This is a genomic window from Cytophagia bacterium CHB2, from assembly GCA_030263535.1.
Lineage (GTDB): Bacteria > Zhuqueibacterota > Zhuqueibacteria > Zhuqueibacterales > Zhuqueibacteraceae > Coneutiohabitans.
In genome coordinates, this window is sequence record SZPB01000010.1 from 1 (window position 1) to 20,788 (window position 20,788).

General features: G+C 53.2%; 9 protein-coding genes. 8 read left to right on the forward strand and 1 reads right to left on the reverse strand.

The features are described from left to right. The first annotated feature begins 1,104 nt into the window (after positions 1 to 1,104). From FBQ85_02235 to FBQ85_02260, 6 genes are all read left to right on the forward strand, one after another. Positions 1,105 to 4,191, forward strand: a complete 3,087-nt coding sequence (locus tag FBQ85_02235) for a hypothetical protein (GenBank protein ID MDL1873983.1) — start codon at positions 1,105 to 1,107, stop codon at positions 4,189 to 4,191. Between the two features lie 72 nt (positions 4,192 to 4,263). Next, a complete protein-coding gene (locus tag FBQ85_02240; GenBank protein ID MDL1873984.1) occupies positions 4,264 to 7,725 on the forward strand; it encodes a T9SS type A sorting domain-containing protein in 3,462 nt (1,153 codons plus the stop codon). A 49-nt stretch (positions 7,726 to 7,774) separates the two neighbouring features. Further along, on the forward strand, positions 7,775 to 8,836 hold the full coding sequence (locus FBQ85_02245) for a PorV/PorQ family protein (protein MDL1873985.1): 1,062 nt from the start codon (positions 7,775 to 7,777) through the stop codon (positions 8,834 to 8,836). Between the two features lie 575 nt (positions 8,837 to 9,411). After that, on the forward strand, positions 9,412 to 11,769 hold the full coding sequence (locus tag FBQ85_02250; GenBank protein MDL1873986.1) for a PIG-L family deacetylase: 2,358 nt from the start codon (positions 9,412 to 9,414) through the stop codon (positions 11,767 to 11,769). 169 nt (positions 11,770 to 11,938) lie between these two features. Next, positions 11,939 to 13,306, forward strand: a complete 1,368-nt coding sequence (locus tag FBQ85_02255; GenBank protein MDL1873987.1) for a GWxTD domain-containing protein — start codon at positions 11,939 to 11,941, stop codon at positions 13,304 to 13,306. Between the two features lie 89 nt (positions 13,307 to 13,395). After that, positions 13,396 to 14,262: a hypothetical protein gene (locus FBQ85_02260; protein ID MDL1873988.1), complete on the forward strand. Its 867-nt coding sequence runs from the start codon at positions 13,396 to 13,398 to the stop codon at positions 14,260 to 14,262. 72 nt (positions 14,263 to 14,334) lie between these two features. On the opposite strand, the gene FBQ85_02265 is transcribed toward FBQ85_02260, so the two are convergent. After that, entirely contained in the window at positions 14,335 to 16,611 is a 2,277-nt protein-coding gene (locus FBQ85_02265; GenBank protein ID MDL1873989.1) for a tetratricopeptide repeat protein, read from the reverse strand. Between the two features lie 258 nt (positions 16,612 to 16,869). On the opposite strand from FBQ85_02265, the gene FBQ85_02270 reads away from it, so the two are divergent. Continuing rightward, the gene (locus FBQ85_02270; GenBank protein MDL1873990.1) at positions 16,870 to 20,220 is read left to right on the forward strand and encodes a hypothetical protein; all 3,351 of its coding nucleotides are present in this window, start codon (positions 16,870 to 16,872) and stop codon (positions 20,218 to 20,220) included. Between the two features lie 67 nt (positions 20,221 to 20,287). Further along, positions 20,288 to 20,776 carry a hypothetical protein gene (locus tag FBQ85_02275; protein MDL1873991.1) on the forward strand — a complete coding sequence of 163 codons (489 nt, stop codon included), beginning with the start codon at positions 20,288 to 20,290 and terminating at the stop codon, positions 20,774 to 20,776. The last annotated feature ends 12 nt before the right edge of the window (positions 20,777 to 20,788 follow it).

Here is a 20,788-nt window from a genome sequence, read left to right on the forward strand (position 1 = left end):
GTGGTTTCATAAAGAAAAAACGCCAAATGACCATAATCATGCCATCCCTTCGAGATTCTCGGTTCGGAAAATCCCGAAGGGATGAAATGGTTATAGAAAGATAGCCAAAAAGAACAGGGTAAAACCCTGAAGAGTGAAATATTTACCGCACGAACTTTTGGCAATTGTACCCATCAGAGCTGAATAATTTTCCCATGTTTCAAACCACGAATAAACGCGAATTTGAAAGATATTGGCGCGCATTCGCGTGAATTAGCGGTGCAGGAAATGGGGCGGGAGAGTTTAATCACAAGTATTTTAGTGGCCACGGATCGGCACGGATAAACTGAGATATGAATTATTCATAAAGCTGAATATTTTATTGTTCGTGCAAACGCCTTCCAGGAATTATGCAAAAAAGCGCACGCTTTGCCGAAAAAAACGTGTGGATGGCAGAGATGAAAATGTTTATTTAAGTCTTTAATTTAATGAACTAATGCACGATAAGTCAGCCGTTATTTTAGCGAAAATTTACAGTGGCATAATTTATGTTAAGTCAAAAGCACTTACCAGGAGAATAAATTTGCCGCCTTCTCAGGCTGGCAATCGCGAAGGAAATTGCTCAGCCCTGAGCTCGCAGGATGTGACAGTTACTTGATCGTTAAGTACCTCAACTTCATTTTCAAAGTCAGGTAGTCAGCGGTTAGGACCATAACTCCCGACGGATCGCCAAAAATCAAGCGTCGGCTGTTGATGCGCCCAGTTCTGCGAAATGAGAAACGTATACTATCGTTCCGCCAATTTCAATTTTTGCATTCGGCATCCCGTAGCCCTCGGCTAATGGCTTACGCTATTAGTTCGAGGGCTATTTTTTTTCTGGTCGCTCATCGCTTGTGGCTTAGAACCAATACCGTTCACTTGGCATTTCTTTCGTAGTTCCGGCCCCTTGCGGGCCGATGCTAATGCAAATAATTTCAATCTTTCTACAGTGCCCCACAAGCGGGCAGGACTACTAACTAAGTGAACGGATTGGGCGCAAGACTGAAACGAGCAACCAGAAACCAGAAACCAGAAAACAAGCAATCATATCCCATCTACTAACCATCATTTTGGAGGAGGTAGAGTATGCATCGTAGGTTAATGTTTGTTCTCGCCTCGCTGCTCCTGCTGCCGTGCTTCCTGTTCGCGCAAGACGGTAAAGTGCGTGGCCGGGTAACGGCGAAGGAATCAGGAGAGGCCTTGATCGGCGCAAACGTCGTGCTCGACGGAACGACGCTGGGCGCCGCGGCGGACATCAACGGTGACTTCGTCATCCTGAGCGTGCCGCCAGGCGTGTACACCGTGCGGGCAACCTATATTGGTTACCAGACGGTCGGTATCGCCAATGTGCGTGTCAGCGCCAATCTGACTACCACGCAAGATTTCCAATTGCCCAGCTCGGCCATCGCCGTGGAAGCAATGGAGATCATCGCGGAACGGCCGTTGATTCAGCGCAACACCACCAACACGGTGCGCCTGACCACCGCGGAAGATATTGAAAATCTGCCGGTTCGCGGTGTGCAGAACATTTTGGCATTGAATGCCGGTACCGTGCTCCAAGATGGCGAGTTGCACGTGCGCGGCAGCCGCGCCAACGAAGTGGCCTACTACGTTGACGGCGCCACCGCCACCAACCCCTATTCCAACGAAGAAAACATCACCGTTATCGACGAGGCCATTGAAGAGCTGCAATTGCAGTCCGGCGGCTTCACGGCTGAGTTGGGCGGCGCCAATTCCGCGGTCGTGCGCACCACGGTGAAAACCGGCGGCTCGAGCTTCAAAGCCACGGTCAACTACCTCACCGATGATTTCGCCAAAGCCGGCGAAGAGTTTTTGGGCACCACCTCCCGCGGTTTCCGCAATGCCGCGGTGACCTTGAGCGGCCCGCTGCTCGGCTCCAAAACCCGCTTCTTCCTGGCCGGCCAGCATAACTACTTCCGCAATCGTACTCCCATCTTCATCGAACCCTTCAACACAAATAACTTTGTTGATCCTGCAACCGGCCAAACGCTGGCAGAGTTGGGTGGTTTGACGGATGATGGTCTTGAAGGTCGAGTAGCCGGCTCCCCGCTGCCTGCCCCGATTGCCTTCAAGAAGAACTTCCTGCCGAACAATCAGTTGCGTGACAACTCGCTCAACGGCACGTTGGTTTACGATATGTCCAGCGCATTAAAGTTCCGTTTAACTGGAACTTACGGCTATAATCGCCGGCCGCTGGGTTACAATACCTTCAACAATGCGCTGAACAATATTTTCTGGCAGCGTGAACAGCGCCGTGAAATCAAGACCGGCATGGTGGCGTTGAAGGGCACGCATGTGCTGAACCCCAAAACCTTCTATGAAGTCAACGTCAGCTATTCCGCCCGCAACAGTCGCGACTTTGATCCGGATTTCGGCGATGAGTGGACGAAATATGGTGACGTGAGAGAATGGGCTGCCGCCGGCCTGGACACCTCGAACTGGGGTCGCAACAACACGACCCGGCAACTCAATGTGTTTCAAGGTCCCTATCTGCACAGCACAATCTTGAATTTCGAAGTGAGAGCGGCTAATGGCACGGTTAACACCTATGCCAAAGATGAACAACAGAGCCTGGGCGCTGCTTTGGATTTTACCAGCCAGGTCACCAAGAATTTTGAATTGAAGTTTGGTGGACGCGCTGATCGTTGGACCATGCGCGCCTATTCGGTTAATGATATTCGCGGTTACATGGACTTTTTGTACGGCATCGATGGCACCACCAATCGTTCGTTTACGGATGACTACGTCCGGCGCGTCGAGCTTTCCAAGGCCGGCAATATCCAAACCTATGGTTTTGATATCGATGGCGTGAATAAATCGGACAGCGGTATCAATGGCCCGCGCAATCCGCTTTTCGCCTCGGCTTATGTCCAATCGAAACTCGAATATCGCGATCTTATCATCAACTTGGGCGTGCGTTACGAGCGCCTGGATGCCAAGGTTTTGCAGCCGGATAATGTCTCCAATCCGACCTACGACAAAACGAATCTCTGGATTGACGAAAATTCGGTGATTGAAACCGAGGCTAACGACTATCTGTTGCCGCGCATCAACTTTGCTTTCCCGGTAACTGATCGCACCGTGTTCTACGCGCAATACGGCAAGTATGTGCAAATGCCGAACTTGAACGATCTGTATCGTGGCGGCATCAGAACCTTGAGCCGCGACGTCATCCCGGAAACGCGCTCTTTGTACGGCTTCTTCGGCCAATATGTCGGTTTCACCGCCCAGCCCGAGCGCACCGAGCAGTATGAGTTGGGCATTCGCCAATCGTTGACCGACAACTTTGCGTTGACGATCACGACTTTCTACAAAGACATGCAAGACCTGCTCCGCTTGGACCGCGTGGTGGCTGACGGCACCGGCGCACAAGCGGCCGGCACCCCGATTATCGCTGGCTGGATCAACAACGACTTCGCCACCTCCAAAGGTCTGGAGTTGACGTTGGAATTGCGCCGCACCAAGCGTTTGGCGGCGAAGGTCAGCCATACCATTTCCGACACGCGCGGCACCGGCTCGGATTCGCGTTCGACCCGCGTTTCGGTGAGCGACGCCACCCTGGCGACGTATCCCACGTTGATCTACCGCTTGAACTACAATCAAACCCATCGCGGCACGATGTCGATCGACTATCGTTTTGCGCAAAATGATGGCGGCCCGATTCTCCAGGGCGTTGGCATCAGCGCATTGGTCAACTATAACAGCGGCCATAACTACACCAAGATCCTCGAACCCCAGGTTCTGGGCCAGGCCAATCCCTGGAACGTTGGTGTGCGCGCCACGATCGATCCCCGCACGCGTAATCCGGTTGAACCGGTCAACAGCTCCAGCACGCCGTGGAACGCCAATGTTGACTTGACGCTTGACAAAGTCGTTGGTCTCGGCAAAGTCAATGCGCGTTTCTACGCCAACATCCTCAACCTGTTCAACACCAAGAGCATCATCAACGTGTATGAAACCACCGGCACCTCCAACGATGACGGTTGGTTGAAGAGCGCGTTGGCCGGCCAGTATGTGGCGACGCCCTATTACAGCGATTTCTACAAAGCCATCAACCTCGACAACCGTTGGGGTTACTTCCTGGCTACCGGCGACGATATTTTCGGCTCGCCGCGCGAGTTTCGCCTGGGCTTGATGTTGGAGTTCTTCTAAAATTTCCGAACGGCCGGTCGCGCATGCGGCCGGCCGGTAAAGAATTTGAACCAAATCTCGGAGCTATATACGATGAAGAAATTTTCCCTTACCTTGTGGACGTTTCTCGCCCTGGTGCTGGTTGGGACACTGGCCCTGGCCGAGCGCCCGGCGCATGAGAAAGGCAAGGGCGAGCGCTCGTTGGCAAAAACTGCCTATGAGCCGGATCGCTATCAAATCTTGAATATCAATAACTTGTGGTCATGGCACCGCCGTGACGGCCAAGCCAACCACTCCCCCCTCGGTGATAATGGTACCTTCTTTCCGCGCGGCACGGCTTGGTCGATTTACCAAGACGGTATGGTGTTCGGCTCGCGCGCATATGTCGATGCAGCCAAAACTGTTTCCGCACCGTTCTCCCAGAACATTCGCGTCGGCGGCACAACTTACGCCACCGGGCAGCGTGAAGGCTGGGTGATTGGCCAGGGCGCAACCGCAGTTCCGGTTGACCCGGCTGACCCGCGCGCGCGCATCTATCGTATTCGCCGCGACTGGACCACAGCGTTCTACAATGCCAACGGCAGTTTCTCCGATGAAGCCAGGCGCGACGCGGCAGAATCCAATGAAATCGGCGTCTCCTCTGTGACCAATGCTCAGGTGCAAGCCATCGTCGATCGCTATTTGAAGGATTGGAACGAATGGCCGGTGGATTTGGGCGCGCCCTACGTCGAAAGAAACGGCCAGCCCGGCTATCAAGCTCCGCCGCCGTTCAGCGCAACTTTCACCTCGGCAGAATTGATCTCCGGCAATTATGACGAGCCTGGCGTTGCCGGCTCTGACCCCAATTCGCCGGCAGACCAAGTGTTGTGGTGCGTGTTCAATGATCTGAACAAATCCACCTCCGTTGGCCGTTTCGGTTCTGAGCCTACCGGTTTGGAAATCCAAATGACGATGTGGGGCTACAAACGTTCAGACGCGCTCGGCAATATCTTCTTCCGTAAATGGCGTTTCATCAACAAAGGCGGTGTTGAGATTGATGCCGCCGGCAGCAAAGGCGCTTTTTATCTCGACAGTATGTACGTTTGCCAATGGTCCGATCCGGACTTGGGCAACGCCGGCGACGATTTGCTCGGCTGCGATACCACGCTCAGCATGGGCTTTGTCTACAACGCCAATGCGCTTGACTCTGAGTATCGTCGCTTCAACCTGGCCCCGCCTGCAGCCGGTTATGACTTCTTGCAGGGCCCGATCGTCGAATCCCCCGGCGACCGCGCGGTTTTTGATTTGAAGTACAAAGACGGCTACAGAAATCTGGGTATGTCGGGTTTTTCGTATTTCTCTGCTGGCAGCCCCTATACCGATCCAGGTGGAGGTTACGGCACAAACACCATTCGCTGGTACAAGATGTTGCGCGGCTATGCTCCGCTGGATGGCCCGGATGTACGTTATGCCCATCCTCCGGGCGTCGAGGCCGGACCATTCCCGCTGGCGGGCAACCCGGTAACGGGTAACGGCCATGTTGATGGTCAAGGCTTCAACTACTCCTTTGTTTCCGGCGACCGCCGCTTGCTGGTCATCACCGGTCCGTTCAGCATGGCCCCGGGCGACACGCAGGAAGTTGTGGTGGCGCATGTTGCCGGTTTGGGTTCTGACCGTCTCTCCAGCGTTTCGGTTATGAAGTTTAATGACCGCTTCGCGCAAAATACCTATGATGCCTTGTTCCAAGTGCCGAGGTCACCGGCGCCGCCGGATGTGCAGGTCACGGAACTCAACGGCGAAATCATCCTGGAATGGGGCAGCAACCTCAACCGGGTGAACAGCACCGAAAACACCGTCAACGAGCCGGGTAACTTCAAATTTGAAGGCTACAACATTTATCAGTTGCCCAGCCCGACTTCTCGTTTGTCTGAAGGTGTTCGTATTGCCACCTTCGATTTGCCCTCGGATCCCGCCGTTGTCTTGGGTGAAGATTTCGATGCGCGCTCCGGGCAGATTCTCGAGCAAGCGCTGCAATTCGGTTCGAACAGCGGCATCCGCCGTTATTTCCGCCTCTCCCGCGATTATGTCAAGGATGTTGACAAGCTGAATAACGGTGAAGAGTATTATTTTGCGGTTACCTCCTACAGCGTTTCCACGATTCCGGGCTATCTGCCGGCGGCATTGGAATCGGATGTCCAGGTTCGTATTGCCCGGCCGAAAGTACCTTTTGGAACGAAGTATAAAACCTCGTTTGGCGACACGTTGCAAGTTGCCCACACCAGCACCGGCAGCTCGATCAGTGATGGTCGCGTCTACCCAATTGTGATTGATCCTCGCGTCAGCAACGGCAAAACCTATGAAGTCAGATTCGCAACGGATGCGCAAGGCGCGACGGTGTGGAGTCTGCAAGAAAAGGGTGGCGCCGTGGTCATGGGCAATCAGAGCAACCAAAGCGGAGACACGAACTACAATATCGTCAACGGTCTCTTCTTGGTGGTTTCTGGTCCGCCTCCGGGCTTGAAAGAGTGGAGTTGGACGCCGGCCGCGTCTCGCTTCTTGACCTGGGTCGGTGGTGAGTTTGGGTTTGAAGGCTTCAACGGCACGATCGGCTATGCTTCGCCGCGTTCGGTTTTTGGCGACGGTACCCTGTTTGTCTCTGCCGATCAAACCAAAAACATCGAAATCCGCTTTGCCAACGTGAATGCGGCAGACGCCAGCTTTGATCCCAATCATCCCAATGTTTCGTATGCGTATCGCCATGGCCGCGGCTTTGGCTCCGCACCAGCGAGACCGGAGTTCGCGCCATTCATCATCAATACTGGCGGCAGCTATTCGTATCAAGATTTTACCAAGAGCGTGCCGCTGGCGGTTTATGATATTGAAAACCCGGCTGCGCCGCGACGTTTGGCGGTTGCTTTCCTGGAAAACAACGCCGCTAACGGCTCTGTCGACGGCAAATACTGGCCGCCGTTGATCAATACGGTCAGCAATACCGCTGCAGACGGCCCGCGTGAATGGCTGTGGATCATGGATGCAGATTATAGCGAAACACCGAATCCGGCGTATCAAGCTGAGATTATTGGCGGACCCCAGCCGGTGATGTACTATGCTACCTGGGTACGCCGCAGCACGGCGAACTGGACGGACACCAATGTGTTCACGCACATCTCCAACAAGCCCAACACTCCGGCTGACGTGTTCACGTTCACTTTGCCGGCGCCGGATGCTTCTCAAGATCTTGCGTTAGCGAGTGCGAAGACCATCGGCGTTTTCCCGAATCCGTATTATGCCTTCAACCCGCAGGAAACCAGCCGGTTGTCGCGTTTCGTCACGTTCAACAACTTGCCGCCGAATTCGCCGGTAACGATCCGGATTTTCAACCTGGCCGGCCAGTTGGTGAACCGCATCGAGAAAAACGACGCCAGCCAGTTTGCCCGCTGGAATCTGTTGAACTTTAGCAATCTCCCGGTTGCCAGCGGTATGTACATCGCGCATATCGAAATACCGGAACTCGGCCACGCGCAAGTGCTCAAATTGGCGGTTATCCAAGAAGCCGAAGTCTTGGAAAACTTCTAAGCTAACTTGATCATTTGACCACGGTAACCCTGAACAAGGAGAAAAAGTCATGACGAATAAACGTCTGCTTTCATTTTTAACGGTTTGTTTGGCGCTGGCTGCCCTCGCCGGCAGCTTGCTCGCCCAAACGCCGGATGTCCAGAACAAGCGCATTGGCACCGCGGCGGCCCCCGAGTTATTGATTCCGGTCGGCGCGCGTGACTTGGCTATGGGCGGTTCCAGCATCGGAACCACCTCCGGCATCGATGCATTGCATTACAATCCGGCCGGCCTTGGCCGCCTCACCGGCGCTGCTGAAGGCACGGTCAGCCACATGTCGTATATCGCTGATATCAATGTCAATTACGGCGCTGTCGGTATCAATTTCGGCGGTTTTGGCACCGTCGGTCTCAGCATCAAAGCGCTGGATTTCGGCGAGATTCCGATGACCACCACCGACGACCCGGAAGGCGTTGCGGGCAGAACTTTCAATCCCTCTTTTGTCACGTTGGGATTCAGCTATGCACGCGCGTTCACCGATGCCATCACTGCTGGTGGTACGGTAAAGTTGATCTCCGAAAACTTGCATCGCGTCTCGGGTAAAGGCATTGCCATGGATTTTGGCGTGCAATACCGCGGCGTGGCCGGCTTCAACGGCGTGAACCTCGGCGTCGCGTTGAAGAACGTCGGTCCGCAAGTCAGTTTTGACGGCCCGGGCTTGCTCCGCCTCGCGGATGTCGCTGACGGCCTGCGCCCCACCCAGTATTACAGCTCGGAAGCGGCGAGTTGGGAATTGCCCACCTCCGTCGAAATCGGCTTTGCCTATGAAAACAAGTTCGCGGAAAATGTCTCCTACTCCCTGAACACCACGTATGCTAACAACAACTTGGCGCTTGACGGCTATCGTTTTGGCGGCGAGTTGGGCTATTCGATGGAAAACCTGAAGTTGGCGGGCCGCGCCGGCTACGAGCTTTCCGACAAGGGCCCGACGGATGAACAAATCTTTGGACCGACGTTGGGTTTTGGTTTGACCTACATCACCGAAGGCTTGGACATCACTGTCGATTATGCTTATCGCTCGGTCGATCTCTTCAACAGCAACAACGTGTTCTCGTTGAAGCTCGGCTTCTAAGCTTAATACCGTTCACTTAGCATTTTGTTCGTAGTCCCGGCCCCTTGTGGGCCGATGCCAAAGCAAAAAATTTCAATCTTCCAACAGTGCCCCACAAGGGGCAGGACTACTAAGTGAACGGTATTTGTATTGTTTCTATGCCGGCATTCGACTGACATTGGTTATCCTGTTTTCAGAAAGGCTGCTCGCTCGCGGGCAGCCTTTCGTTTGTAGATGGGTTTTGGTGGCGGGTGTTTGCTGCACGCATTTACCCGCGCTCTCTTTTGGGAAGAGAAGGGGGACGGGAGGTTGCCTTGTTTTTTATGCAACAGCCAAGCCTCGCAGGAACATTATCAGAAAATGCGCGTTTTGGGATGGGCAAGTTATGATTATTCGAATCTGGACTACCTGAATTTTGCGCGTTGTTTGCGTCCACCCCCGCCTGCGATTGAAATCGCAGGTTAAGAAGCGCAAGTCGTCTGAAGCCGACTGTCACCCGATGGGTGGGAGTCGCATTTATGCGACTTTGAGCAGGTGAAAATCTGTGAATAATTCAGGCTAACGTTATTTCCACAATCCGCAATCATCAATCCGCAATGAAAACACCTTTTCGATCGTTACGTTCGCTTTTGGGGATCAGCGCTGTTCTCCTAACCATCATTTTTGCATCCTGCCAGAAGCGTCCGGCGACGCAGAATTATTTCCCTGAAAACGGGCCGCAAGCGCTGCATCAAATTTCGCTGGATTTGCAAAACGGTGTGCGCGTGTTGTCTCTCGCTCTGCGCCCGGGTTATGAAGATTTGGCGGCCCTAGCCTATCTTCGTCTCGCCGAGGGCGCGACGATCGCTAGCGCTTATGTCAGCAATGGCGAGGCCGGCGAAAGTGATCTCGGGACACCCTATCCGGATCAGCTTGCCGGCGCGCTGCGCTTGGAAGCCGATGCCGCGCTGGCTTATCTCAACGGCGAGGCGCACTTTCTTAGCCAGCCGGAGGTCGTGGCCGCGCGCGATTCTCTGGCGGTGCGGAGATCCTGGCGCAGCGACTCGTTGAGCGCCCGCCTGGCCGGCCTTCTGCTCAAATATAAACCGGACATCATTCTGGTGGCGCGCGATTGGGCTGCGCCTGAGCAAAGCTGGCAAACGAAAGTTTTGCTTTCGGATTTGCTGAACGCCGTGCAAAAAATTCAGCCCAAGCCAACTAACGGCAGCGCGGTCGCCATAAATTCTGATTCTCTCTGGCAGGTTGGTCGCATTTGGGTGGATGATCCCGCCAAGTCCGGCGTGCGCGTGCCGGTGGATGACAAGCATCCGGAATGGAAGAAGAGCTTTAAAGCGATTGCTGACGAAGCCGGCGCGAAATATGCCTCGTTGCGCTATCAGCGTAAAGCCTGGCAGGGAACGCAGCAGCCTTCTTACACGCTGCTCCATCCGCAAACCGGCGCCACCCTGCAAACACTGACGGAAAACTATCCTGATTTTACCAGCTTCCGCTATTTGCGCAGCATGGCCGGACGAATGACGCAACTGGCATCAGCGGCGCGGGAAAAATCGAGAAAAGAGCTTGGACCGGCGCTGTTGACTGCGATCGATTCGGTGAGCATTCATATCACATTTCGAAACAGGTTGAGCAGCCAGGAAGAGCGCATGCTCTACGCCTGGAAAATGAACCTCGACCGGCTGCGGAATAACCTGCTCAACGTCAACGTGGATTATACCATCGCCGACACCGCGTTGACCGTGGTGCAAGTTACCAGTCTTACGATCAAAAACGTTACCGGCCTTTCGGAAATTGGCGACACCTCCATAAACTTCAGCGCACTGCCTGAAAATTGGGCCGTGAATGAATCTCTGGAACGGCGCTTTGCTTACAAGCCCGGCGAGATTTTCACCCTGCTCTCGCCGCAAAGCCTGCCGTTCAACACTCCACAAAATCTTTTTGGCTTGCAGGCGCCGCAAGCGTCGCATAAAATCACTTTTCACGTGGTGCATCGCAGCTCCAACCGCGAGCAGAGTTTCATCAAGACCATCAATCAACGCATGTATTACGCCCCGCGTTTTCTTGTCGAGGTGTTGACGCCGATTGTGCGCGCGATTCCGGGCGAGAAAATCGAATTGCGCATGAAGAATTACTCGCGCGACGGCGTCGCCGACACCATTGGCGTGTCGCATGAGGCGGTAACCTCGAGCCCCGGCCTTTTCCGTTTGAGTTTCAAGGAGGCCGAGCAATACCTGACGCTTTATCTGGATTGGCCGCAGGAAGTGGAGGAGGGCACGCATATTTTTCCGGTTACGATCGACGGCGATGAAGTTGCCCAGTTTGCCGCCCGGCAGTTTCGCGCGGAGATTGACCGCAATCGCCGTATCGGCATTTTCACTCCGGCCAATAACACCTTGTTGAAAGACGCCTTGCGCCGCCTGACGGTAAGAAGCGCCAATCTTGTGGTCAACCCGGAACGCATACAACAAATGGATTCGCTGGACGTCATTATAGTAGACCGTCGCGCCTTGACATTGGAAACGCGCTTCCGAGACAAGAAAGCCTCACTTCAGGCGTTTGCCGAGAAGGGGGGACATGTGATCATCCTTGCGCAAGACCCTGAGTCGTGGAACCGCGCGCCGCTGTGGGACGGTTTGCAATTAGCGGCCACGCAACAGTTCGATGAGAGTTTCCCGCTGCAAAATGACGAGCAACATCCGGTGCTCAATTCGCCCAATCGCCTGACAGCGCAAGATTGGGAGGGCTGGCTTTACCGGCGCGGTTACAATTTCGTCTCGCTTGGCCAAAAAGACGGCGTTGAAATGCCTGTGACAGCGGCGGGACAGGGAACGCCGCTGTTGCTGACGCGCAAGCTCGGCCAGGGCAAAATGACGTATGTTGATTTGGCCCTGACCCCGCAGTGGCTGAATGTGCAGCCTGGCGCTTACCGCTTGCTGGCAAATTTGATTTCGTATTAATTTGTTGTGCCTTCGTCTCGTTCAATTTCGTCCAATAACATGAGATCTTTGCTTTTGAAGCGAAATTTTTCTGTATGCGGATCGAACGAATAAAGCGGATGCCGACTTATGCGTTATCTGCTTATTCAAAAAATCCGTTTACAGTGAGTTTTCATGGAAGGAAAATCATATGAGAAAAATTATCTGGCTTGCACTGGTGGCGCTGATGCTCGGTCAGCCTTTGCCGGCGCAAACCCTGGCGCCGGCGGGCGCTTTGCAATTTCATGTTGATTACGCGCGCTTCCGCCAGGACGATAAATCCGGCTACCTCGAAGTTTATTACAGCTTTCATCCGCGCCTGCTGACGTTCATGCAACAGCAGGGAAAATTTCATGCCGGCATCGCCCTGTCAACACGCCTTTTGCGAGCCGGCGCTGAGCAAGCCGTGGCGGACAAAAATATGGCGTTGCATCTTGCCGAAGCGGATACCGCTGCGACGTGGTATCGCTTTCCGTTCGTTACGCAAACCGGCTTCGTACTGCCGCAAGGCGACTATACGTTGGAAGTCACGGCAGTGGACTCGCTCGCGCCGAATCGCAAAGTGACCGCAAAAGCGCAGGTGAATATCCCGGCCTATGGGCCGGCTGTCATGCTGAGCGATTTGGAGCTTTGCAAAAAGATCGCCCCCTCACAAAACAAAGCCGATCTGTTTTACAAAAATGCGCTGGAAGTCGTGCCGCAGCCCGAGCCGCTGTTCGGCGTTTCAACCTCGCCGGTGTTGTTTTATTATGCGGAATTATACCGCCTCACCCCCAATACCTTCTATACCATTAACACGCAAATTGTTGACAGTGACGGTAAAATTGTTTATGAAAAACCGCGCGAGCAAAAATATAGCGGCAGCAGCGGCATGATTGTCGACAACAAGATGGTGACGGCGCTGCCCTCCGGAAAATATAGTTTGCGTTGTATCGTTGCAGATCAAGCCGGTGCGGAGTTGACCAAAAGCGAGAAGACGTTCTTTTTATTGAATCCTCACGTGCAAGTGGCCGCACTTTCCGGTATCGATCAAATGCGCAAAGATTTTTCCGCATTGTCCGAGGAAGAATTGTCGGCCGAGTTTCGCACCGCGCAATATCTGGCGCTGGCGGAGGAGAAGAAAATCTTCGGCCAGTTGACCTCGGCTGACGCCAAACGCGAGTTTCTGGCTAAATTCTGGGCGGATGCCGAGCAGGGCCGCGCGGACAAACCCTCCATCCGGCGAGCGGAATATCTGCGCCGCGTGAAAATGGCGAATCAGGAGTATTCCGCGCTGGGCAAAGAAGGCTGGCGCACCGATCGCGGGCGCGTGTTTATTCTCTACTCCAAACCGGATGAGATCGAGCGCTATCCTGCGGAAGTTGATTCCAAAGCGCACGAAGTTTGGCGTTACTTCTCGATTGAAAAAGGCGTTGAATTCGTGTTTATCGATCGCAACGGTTACGGTGAATACCTGCTCGTGCACTCAACCAAGCGCGATGAACTGCACGACGATCTCTGGGAACGGCTGTTGCAATAATGCGTAATCCACCTGCGGAATATATTCTGTTTGTTCAGCATCACTCTGGATGATTATTGGCGCAGAAATCCTGCGCCGAGGTGTTTGCGATGAAGGCTTCTTTTCGCTGGGCACGGGCCGCCGCCATTTTACTTGCCGCCAGTTGTTTGACGTATTGCACGAATTCGCCGTTTGACAATGAAATTGAAACCGAAGCGCGCACACTTGCGGGTGAAGTGCAGTTGAATGATCTCCAGGACAAGCGAGCCGGCGTTTATGTCTGGTTGGAAGGGCTGAATCTTTCGACATGGACGGATGTGGCTGGACGCTTTGAGTTAGAATTACCCAGAACGCTGGAAGCGGAAAGAGTCTCCGGAGTTTACCGGCTATATTTTTATGTTGCAAACTACGGCGTGCACTCCGTTGAAGCCGTCGTGCAAAACGGGCGTTTCTTGTATGGCCAAGCCGATGTGTATACCAACGGCGAACTAAAGAAGCCGATTCGCCTGTTCAAGATTCTGAACGTTAAGCTTCTCGTTGACCCCCCCAGTGTTCCCCAAAATTATCTCGGCGGCATTGATGCGCAAGTGACGTTTCAAGCAACGCTGGATACCGTTACGGTCATCATTCCAAAGTCGGTTGGCGGTTTGCTCGGCGGTCTGTTTTTTGAGAATGCCGAAACCGGCGAGATTCATATCGATATTCCTGACATCGGCGCGCACACACGCGAAACGATTCGCGTTGGCGCCGAACCCACCAGCCGCCGCCAGATTTTTCAATTGAACGGCGCGAATTTTCGCGAATTGTTTTTGACTCCGGGCAATTACCGCGTCATTCCCTATTTTTTCATCAAGCAAAACGAATTGCCCGAGGCATTGTTGAAAAGCCTGGGCCAGGATCCGCAAAATCTCGAACCGGTTCCCGCCTATCTTAAGATTCCGCTGCGTGCCAATGAAGCGATTCTTCAGATTTTTTGATATGCGATTTTAGTGGAATCATTCTCGTGTAGGAGCAGCCATCGTTTGCTAGTCGGCTGGTGCGCCGAAACATTACATGCGTTCAATCTCCCGCAACAGCCAACGCAACTCGCTCGCCTCCAGTGCTGTGGTAATACCCGCATTTAGTGTTGCTCGCGCCTCTTTGATCCGTCCGAGTTCCAGATAAAATCTTGCCAGCAACAAGTAGCCTGAGCTTTCATACCGGCGAAAATGAATTGCCTTGTTGTAAGCTGCAATTGCAGCTTCCGTGTTGCGTTGCTGCGCGTAGGCGGTGCCAAGATTGGTCAGCGCCATCACATTGGTGGAATCCAATGTGAGGGCATTTTGGAAGGAACGAATGGCGTTGTTGAGATCGCCGCGATTGCCGTAGGCATTGCCCTGATTCACATAAATGAACGGATCATCCGGTTTGATCGCAAGCGCCATTTGAAACACCTCGAGCGCATTTGCAAAATCACCCCGGCTGCTGAATTGAGTGCCGAGATAATCCAGCGCCAAGGCCCATCGGCTGCGCACCGCATGCTCGTTCTCACCCAAGTCCCGCAACGTTCGAATCAAGAATGACCGCACCTCGGCGTCTTTGCCAAAGCTATAGTGCAAACTCATCAAGCCCAGCGCCTTTAAATCGAGATCAAGCGATTGCACAAAGGCTTTGAGGCGCCGGACGACCATAGTGTCTTTCGTTGTCATATTCGGACGCAGAAAAGTTTTGGTGAAATAACTCACGGCCGCGGTCTGCGCCATGGCATGATTTGCCTCCGGCTGCAAGAGCATTTGCGCCGCCGTTTCAAAATTTGTGTTAGGATCGATCTCCAGCAATCCCTGCACGATACGTTTGTGCGGCTTGAGTTCCCCATACCATGTATTGACCTGAGCTTCCAACGCTGCAATGCTTTTGTCCGGATGGCATTGCCGGCAGGCATTCTCAATGCCGAGTTGTGCATCGAAGGCCGGACGCGGGATGGGAATGGAGTGATCCGAACGCGCGAAACGGATTTGATCACCGATGCCGCGATGCTGCAAATAAGGCATGTGGCAGGAGGTGCACAAGCTTCCAGCAGAATTCTGTCTATGTTTGGTGTGTTGTTCCAGTCGATCGCGCTTGCTGGCATGGCAACCGAGACATTGCTCGCTATCAAACCGGCCTGATAAACGCCGGCCAGTGACATCGCGGTAATGCTGCGCATGCGGATCATGGCAATCAACGCATGTCATCGATCCGTTGAGATAGCAATCGCTGTAACGATGATTGTCTTGATACGCAAAATGGCGTACACGGCCATCGGCCAGATACGGCCCTTCAGCCAACAGCGGCAATTTCAACGAGTAATAGTCTTCCAGCTTTCTTCCCGGCAAATAACCGGCGCGAAGCGGATCTTTCACGGCATGACATTGCAAGCAAATTTGCAGCGACTCCTCTTTGCTCAAGGTCGATAATGATTTCATGCCAATATCTGCGGTCTCGGAAATTTTTCCGGAATGCGCCAGTTCCGCATGTTGCTTGCCCGGCCCGTGACAGGATTCGCAATTGATTGCGAGGCTTTGATAGCGCGTTGCAAACCGCATGTGCTTCGCATCATAGGCCACTTCGATTTGGCTGCCGTGACAGTTTTGGCAATTTGAAATGCTTGTTTCCGTGCCCAGAATTCTATGGGGCGGCCACTCGTTCAAATCTGTGAGAGCCAAATCACGACTCACCGGCGTCCACTGTTGATTGCTTCTTCTCTGCACAAACCAACGCTGTTCGTGTTTGCTGTAGTCAAACGGCAGAAACCGTAATGTGCCGTCTGGAAATTTTGCGAAGTAACTTTGCGTGCCGCCGCCCCTCATGTGGCCTCCGCCGATTACGGCCTCGACCGGGAAAACACGCGGCGGTGCGCCCTCTTGCTTAACGGTAAATGTGAAACCGCGTGTGGCATCATACGCGGGTGTAACAGTGGCGTCTTTAAATTGCATGGGCTCCCTGTTGAATGGGCCGATCATTGTCTGCGGCTGCGCCGGGCCGCCTGCGCGCGCATGTGTCGAAGATCGCCAGGCTTCGTATTCTTCCGTATGGCACTCGGCGCAAGTTTGCGCGCCAACAAAATCTGTGAAGGAAACCTCAGCGCTTGCTTTGAAGTCCGCTGCCGCAGGAAATTCGGTGTTATTTGAAACCGCCGATTTTTTTGAAAGTGATGGGAGGACGTAAAAAATAGCAATGATGAGCAAAAGCACACCCGCAATGAGCATGAGAATGTTTTTGTGCCGCCCATGGGGCTGAACGCGCTTCACCTGCGCCGGCGGCAAAGAAGCGCGCCCAGCGTGCTTGATTTTTTTCTTTTTGCTCATGCCCGTCAATCAGCCTTTGAGATTGAACCGCTGCCAGATTTGAATCAAACTGAACATAGCTTTCAGTTTAGAAGTTTTCAAGCATATTTTTGCCGTCTTTTTTCCTTGCGACTTTGCCCGCCTTTTTGTAGCATGCCGAGCCAGCAATGAATGATCCGCCGCGGCCAAGCCGTGGCGTTTTCCTCTGAGACTGCCTCACTTTGGCTTGGCCAAAGTGGAAAACCCTCTGAGCCCGATTAGAGCCTTGAGAAACAATTCATGAAATTTTACGCCGACCTGCATTTGCATTCTCACTATTCTCGCGCAACGAGCAAACAGCTTAATCTCGAATATCTCAGTCAATGGGCGCAATTCAAAGGCATCACCGTGGTCGGCACCGGAGATTTTGTGCATCCCGGCTGGCTGAATGAATTGCGTGAAAAACTCGAGCCTGCCGAACCCGGCCTCTTTCGACTTAAAAATGAATATCGCATCAAAACGCAGGCGGCAGTTCCCCACGCCTGTGTTGCCGAAGTGCGTTTTATGCTCACCGCAGAGATTTCCAACATCTACAAACGTCTCGATAAAGTCCGCAAAATTCACAACGTCGTTTTTGCGCCGAGTTTCGAAGCGGCTCTGAAGATCCAGGCCAAGCTTGAAACCATTGGCAACATTCGTTCCGACGGCCGCCCGATTCTCGGTTTGGATTCGCGCGATCTTCTTGAAATCGTTTTGCACTCTGATCCCTTGGCGTTTTTGATTCCCGCGCATATCTGGACGCCCTGGTTTGCCGTGCTCGGTTCCAAAGGCGGTTTTGATTCCATTGATGATTGCTTTGCTGATCTCACGCCGCATATTTTCGCGGTCGAGACCGGGCTTTCTTCCGACCCCACGATGAATTGGCGTCTCAAACAACTTGACCGTTTTGTTTTGATTTCAAATTCGGATGCGCATTCACCGCCGAAACTCGCGCGCGAAGCAAATTTGTTTGATACCGAGCTTTCTTATCCCGCGATGTATCGCGCCTGGGAAGATTATGATGACAAGGGTTTTCTTGGCACCATTGAATTCTTTCCGGAGGAAGGCAAGTATCATTACGACGGCCATCGCGCCTGCCGTATGCGTTTGCATCCGCGCGAAACCGCAGAGCATGAAGGCAATTGTCCGGTGTGCGGCAAACCCGTGACGGTTGGCGTCATGGCGCGTGTGGAAGCATTGGCAGACCGGCCCGAGGGCGAGAAATCCCCGCGCTGGCGGCCTTACACCAATCTCATCCCGCTGCCGGAAGTCATTGCTGAGGCGCATGGCAAGAAAGCCGGAACCAAAAACGTCGATCAAGTTTTTATGCGCATGCTCAAACAACTCGGCAACGAGCTTTATATCTTGCAGGATGCCTCGATTGAGGATATCACGAAGAACGCAGGCCCGGTCGTTGCTGAAGGGATTCGCCGCATGCGCAGCGGCGAAGTCAAAATCGCTGCCGGCTATGACGGCGAATATGGCACGATTCATCTCTTCACGCCGGAAGAACGCAAAGATTTTCTGCGGCAAACCAGCCTCGTGGAAACGGAGTTAGAAGCGACTTTGGATGAAACGGAATCAAAAAATGGCGGCATCACGCGAGGCGCCAAGCAAAGTCAAGCCGGCTCGCGCGAGCCTGAGCAGAGCGTCGTTGAATCTACTGCCCCGACTTTTGATAGCCTGAATCCTTCGCAGCGCAAAGCTGTCGTGCACGAACATGGCCATTTGATCATCGTCGCTGGCCCGGGAACTGGCAAAACGCATACGCTCGTGCATCGCGCCATTCATTTGGTGCAGTCCGGCGAGCGGCCGGAGAGTATGCTTGCCATCACATTTACGAATAAGGCTGCTGAAGAAATGCGCCAACGCTTGCATGATCGGTTGCAAGAAATGGCCGTGCTCATCGAAGTTGGAACGTTTCATGCGTTTTGCCTTGCTTTGTTGCGCCGGTACGGCGGCGATCAAGCAGATTTCGAAATCATAAATGACGCACAAAAAAAAGAAATGGTGAAAGAGCTGTGGCCGGAAGTGACCACAGCAGAACGATCCGCTTGGGTGGAAGAAATATCCTATCAAAAGGCAATTCTATCTCCACTCACCTCGGAAAAACATGCAGCAAAGCGTCAACGTTACGATGAAGCATTACGCCGGCAAAGATTTTGGGATTTCGATGATCTATTGTTGCAAGCAATCCAATTGCTGGAAAACAATGCTGCGATTCAACATGAATTACATCAGCGGTTAGCCTGGATTTTTGTTGATGAATATCAAGATCTCAATCCAGCACAGCATCGCCTGCTGAAACTGTTGGTACATGCCGATGCCCGTTTGACCGCAATCGGCGATCCCAATCAAGCGATCTACGGCTTTCGCGGTTCGGAAACGGGATATTTTAACCGCTTCACGCAAGATTTTCCCGGCGCTGTGATGCTGCGTTTGGAAGAGAACTATCGCTCCGGCGCGAATATTCTTTCGGCTTCCGGCCAGGTCATTGCCGCAGGTGAGCAAAGTGCGGCGCTGCCGCTTTTGCCTGCTTCGCTGCTCGCCGGTAATGTCACGATCTATGCGGCGCCCACCGAGCATGCCGAGGCGGAATACCTCGTTCATCAAATTGAAAAACTGGTGGGTGGCACGAGCATGTTCTCGCAAGATTCGGGACGGGTGGAACACGAGCGCGAAGGAAAGTTCAGCTTTGGCGACTTTGCCATTCTGTATCGATTGAATGCGATGCGGGGGCCGCTGGAGGAGGCGCTGCAACGTTCCGGCATGCCGTATCAAATTTCGAGTGAAACGCCTTTGGCGCAGCGTGATGGCGTTCCGGAGTTGCTGGGGCTTATTCGTCTGGCCGCGGGTTTCTATCTCGAGCCACGGCATTTAGCGGATTATTTGATGCTCGCAACACCCGGCTTTGGCGAAAGCACGGCTAAAACCGCCGCAAGCTTTTTTGCAACATTGCCGCAGCTTCGAGTCGAGTCGATTGCACAGTTTATTGATCGGCAAAATCTACAGGTGAAGCAGGGAGAAGCGCTGCAACGAACCTTGGCTGCAATTGAAATTTTCAAAAGGGATTTGAATGAACACGGGCTGGTGCGTGCATTAGAGAATTTCTTGGCAAGTGACCACGTTCGAGCAACCGTTGCATCGAAACAGAAATGCTGGGAGAATTGGGGCAGAATTGTGAATCTCTCGCGCTGGCATTCCACCCCGCGTACCTTACTTGATGTGTTGGCATTGCAGAACGAAGCGGATCAAATCGATGCGCGCGCCGAAAAAATTTCAGTGATGACGCTGCATGCGGCCAAAGGATTGGAATTCCCTGTGGTTTTTATCGCCGGTTGCGAAGAAGGTTTGACGCCGATGCGATTGGAAAATTTGCAGGGCGATCTTGCGGAAGAACGCCGATTGTTTTATGTTGGTATGACGCGCGCGAAAGAGCGGCTTTATCTCGTTCGCGCGGCGCGGCGCATGCTGTTCGGCAAAACCCGGCAACATCCCGCCTCCCCATTTTTGGCCGATATCGAAGAACAGCTCAAAGCTTATGAGCATTGGCAGGCAAAGCCCAAAAAGAATGTTGATAAAGTAGCGGACCAACAACTCAAACTATTTTAAACCGTGGGAGGACGATATGCCCGGCAAACCCAAAAAGAAAACGGCGGCTCGCCAATCAGCGACGAATTTGATCATTCAAAAAATTGATCAGCTTCGCAGTGACATGGAAGCCGGATTCAAGCAAACCAACGAGCAACTTCGTGCTGAAATGCAGTCCGGAAACGATCAGCTTCGCACTGAAATGCGATCTGGAAACGATCAGCTTCGCAGTGAAATGCAAACCGGTTTCAAAGAAGTCAATGCGAGAATTGACAACGTCGAGGCAAAACTCACAAGCCTTGACGAATACACCAGGTCCAACATTCTTACTTTTGGAAGAACGATCAACGAAATTACCGGCGAAATATCCAAAATGATCAATAATGCAAGAAAGCGTGCACAAATCGCTTTAGATGAAGCCCAGGCAGAAACAAACAGTAAAGTCTCGCGGCAGGGCGATGAAATTGTCCGTTTGGAATCATCGGTCGATCTCGTGAACGGTGACTTGGCTCAGTTGCGCCAGGATCATGATCGATTGGAACAACGCGTCGAGACGCTGGAAGCGAAACCGGGCTGATGCAGGCGGCAA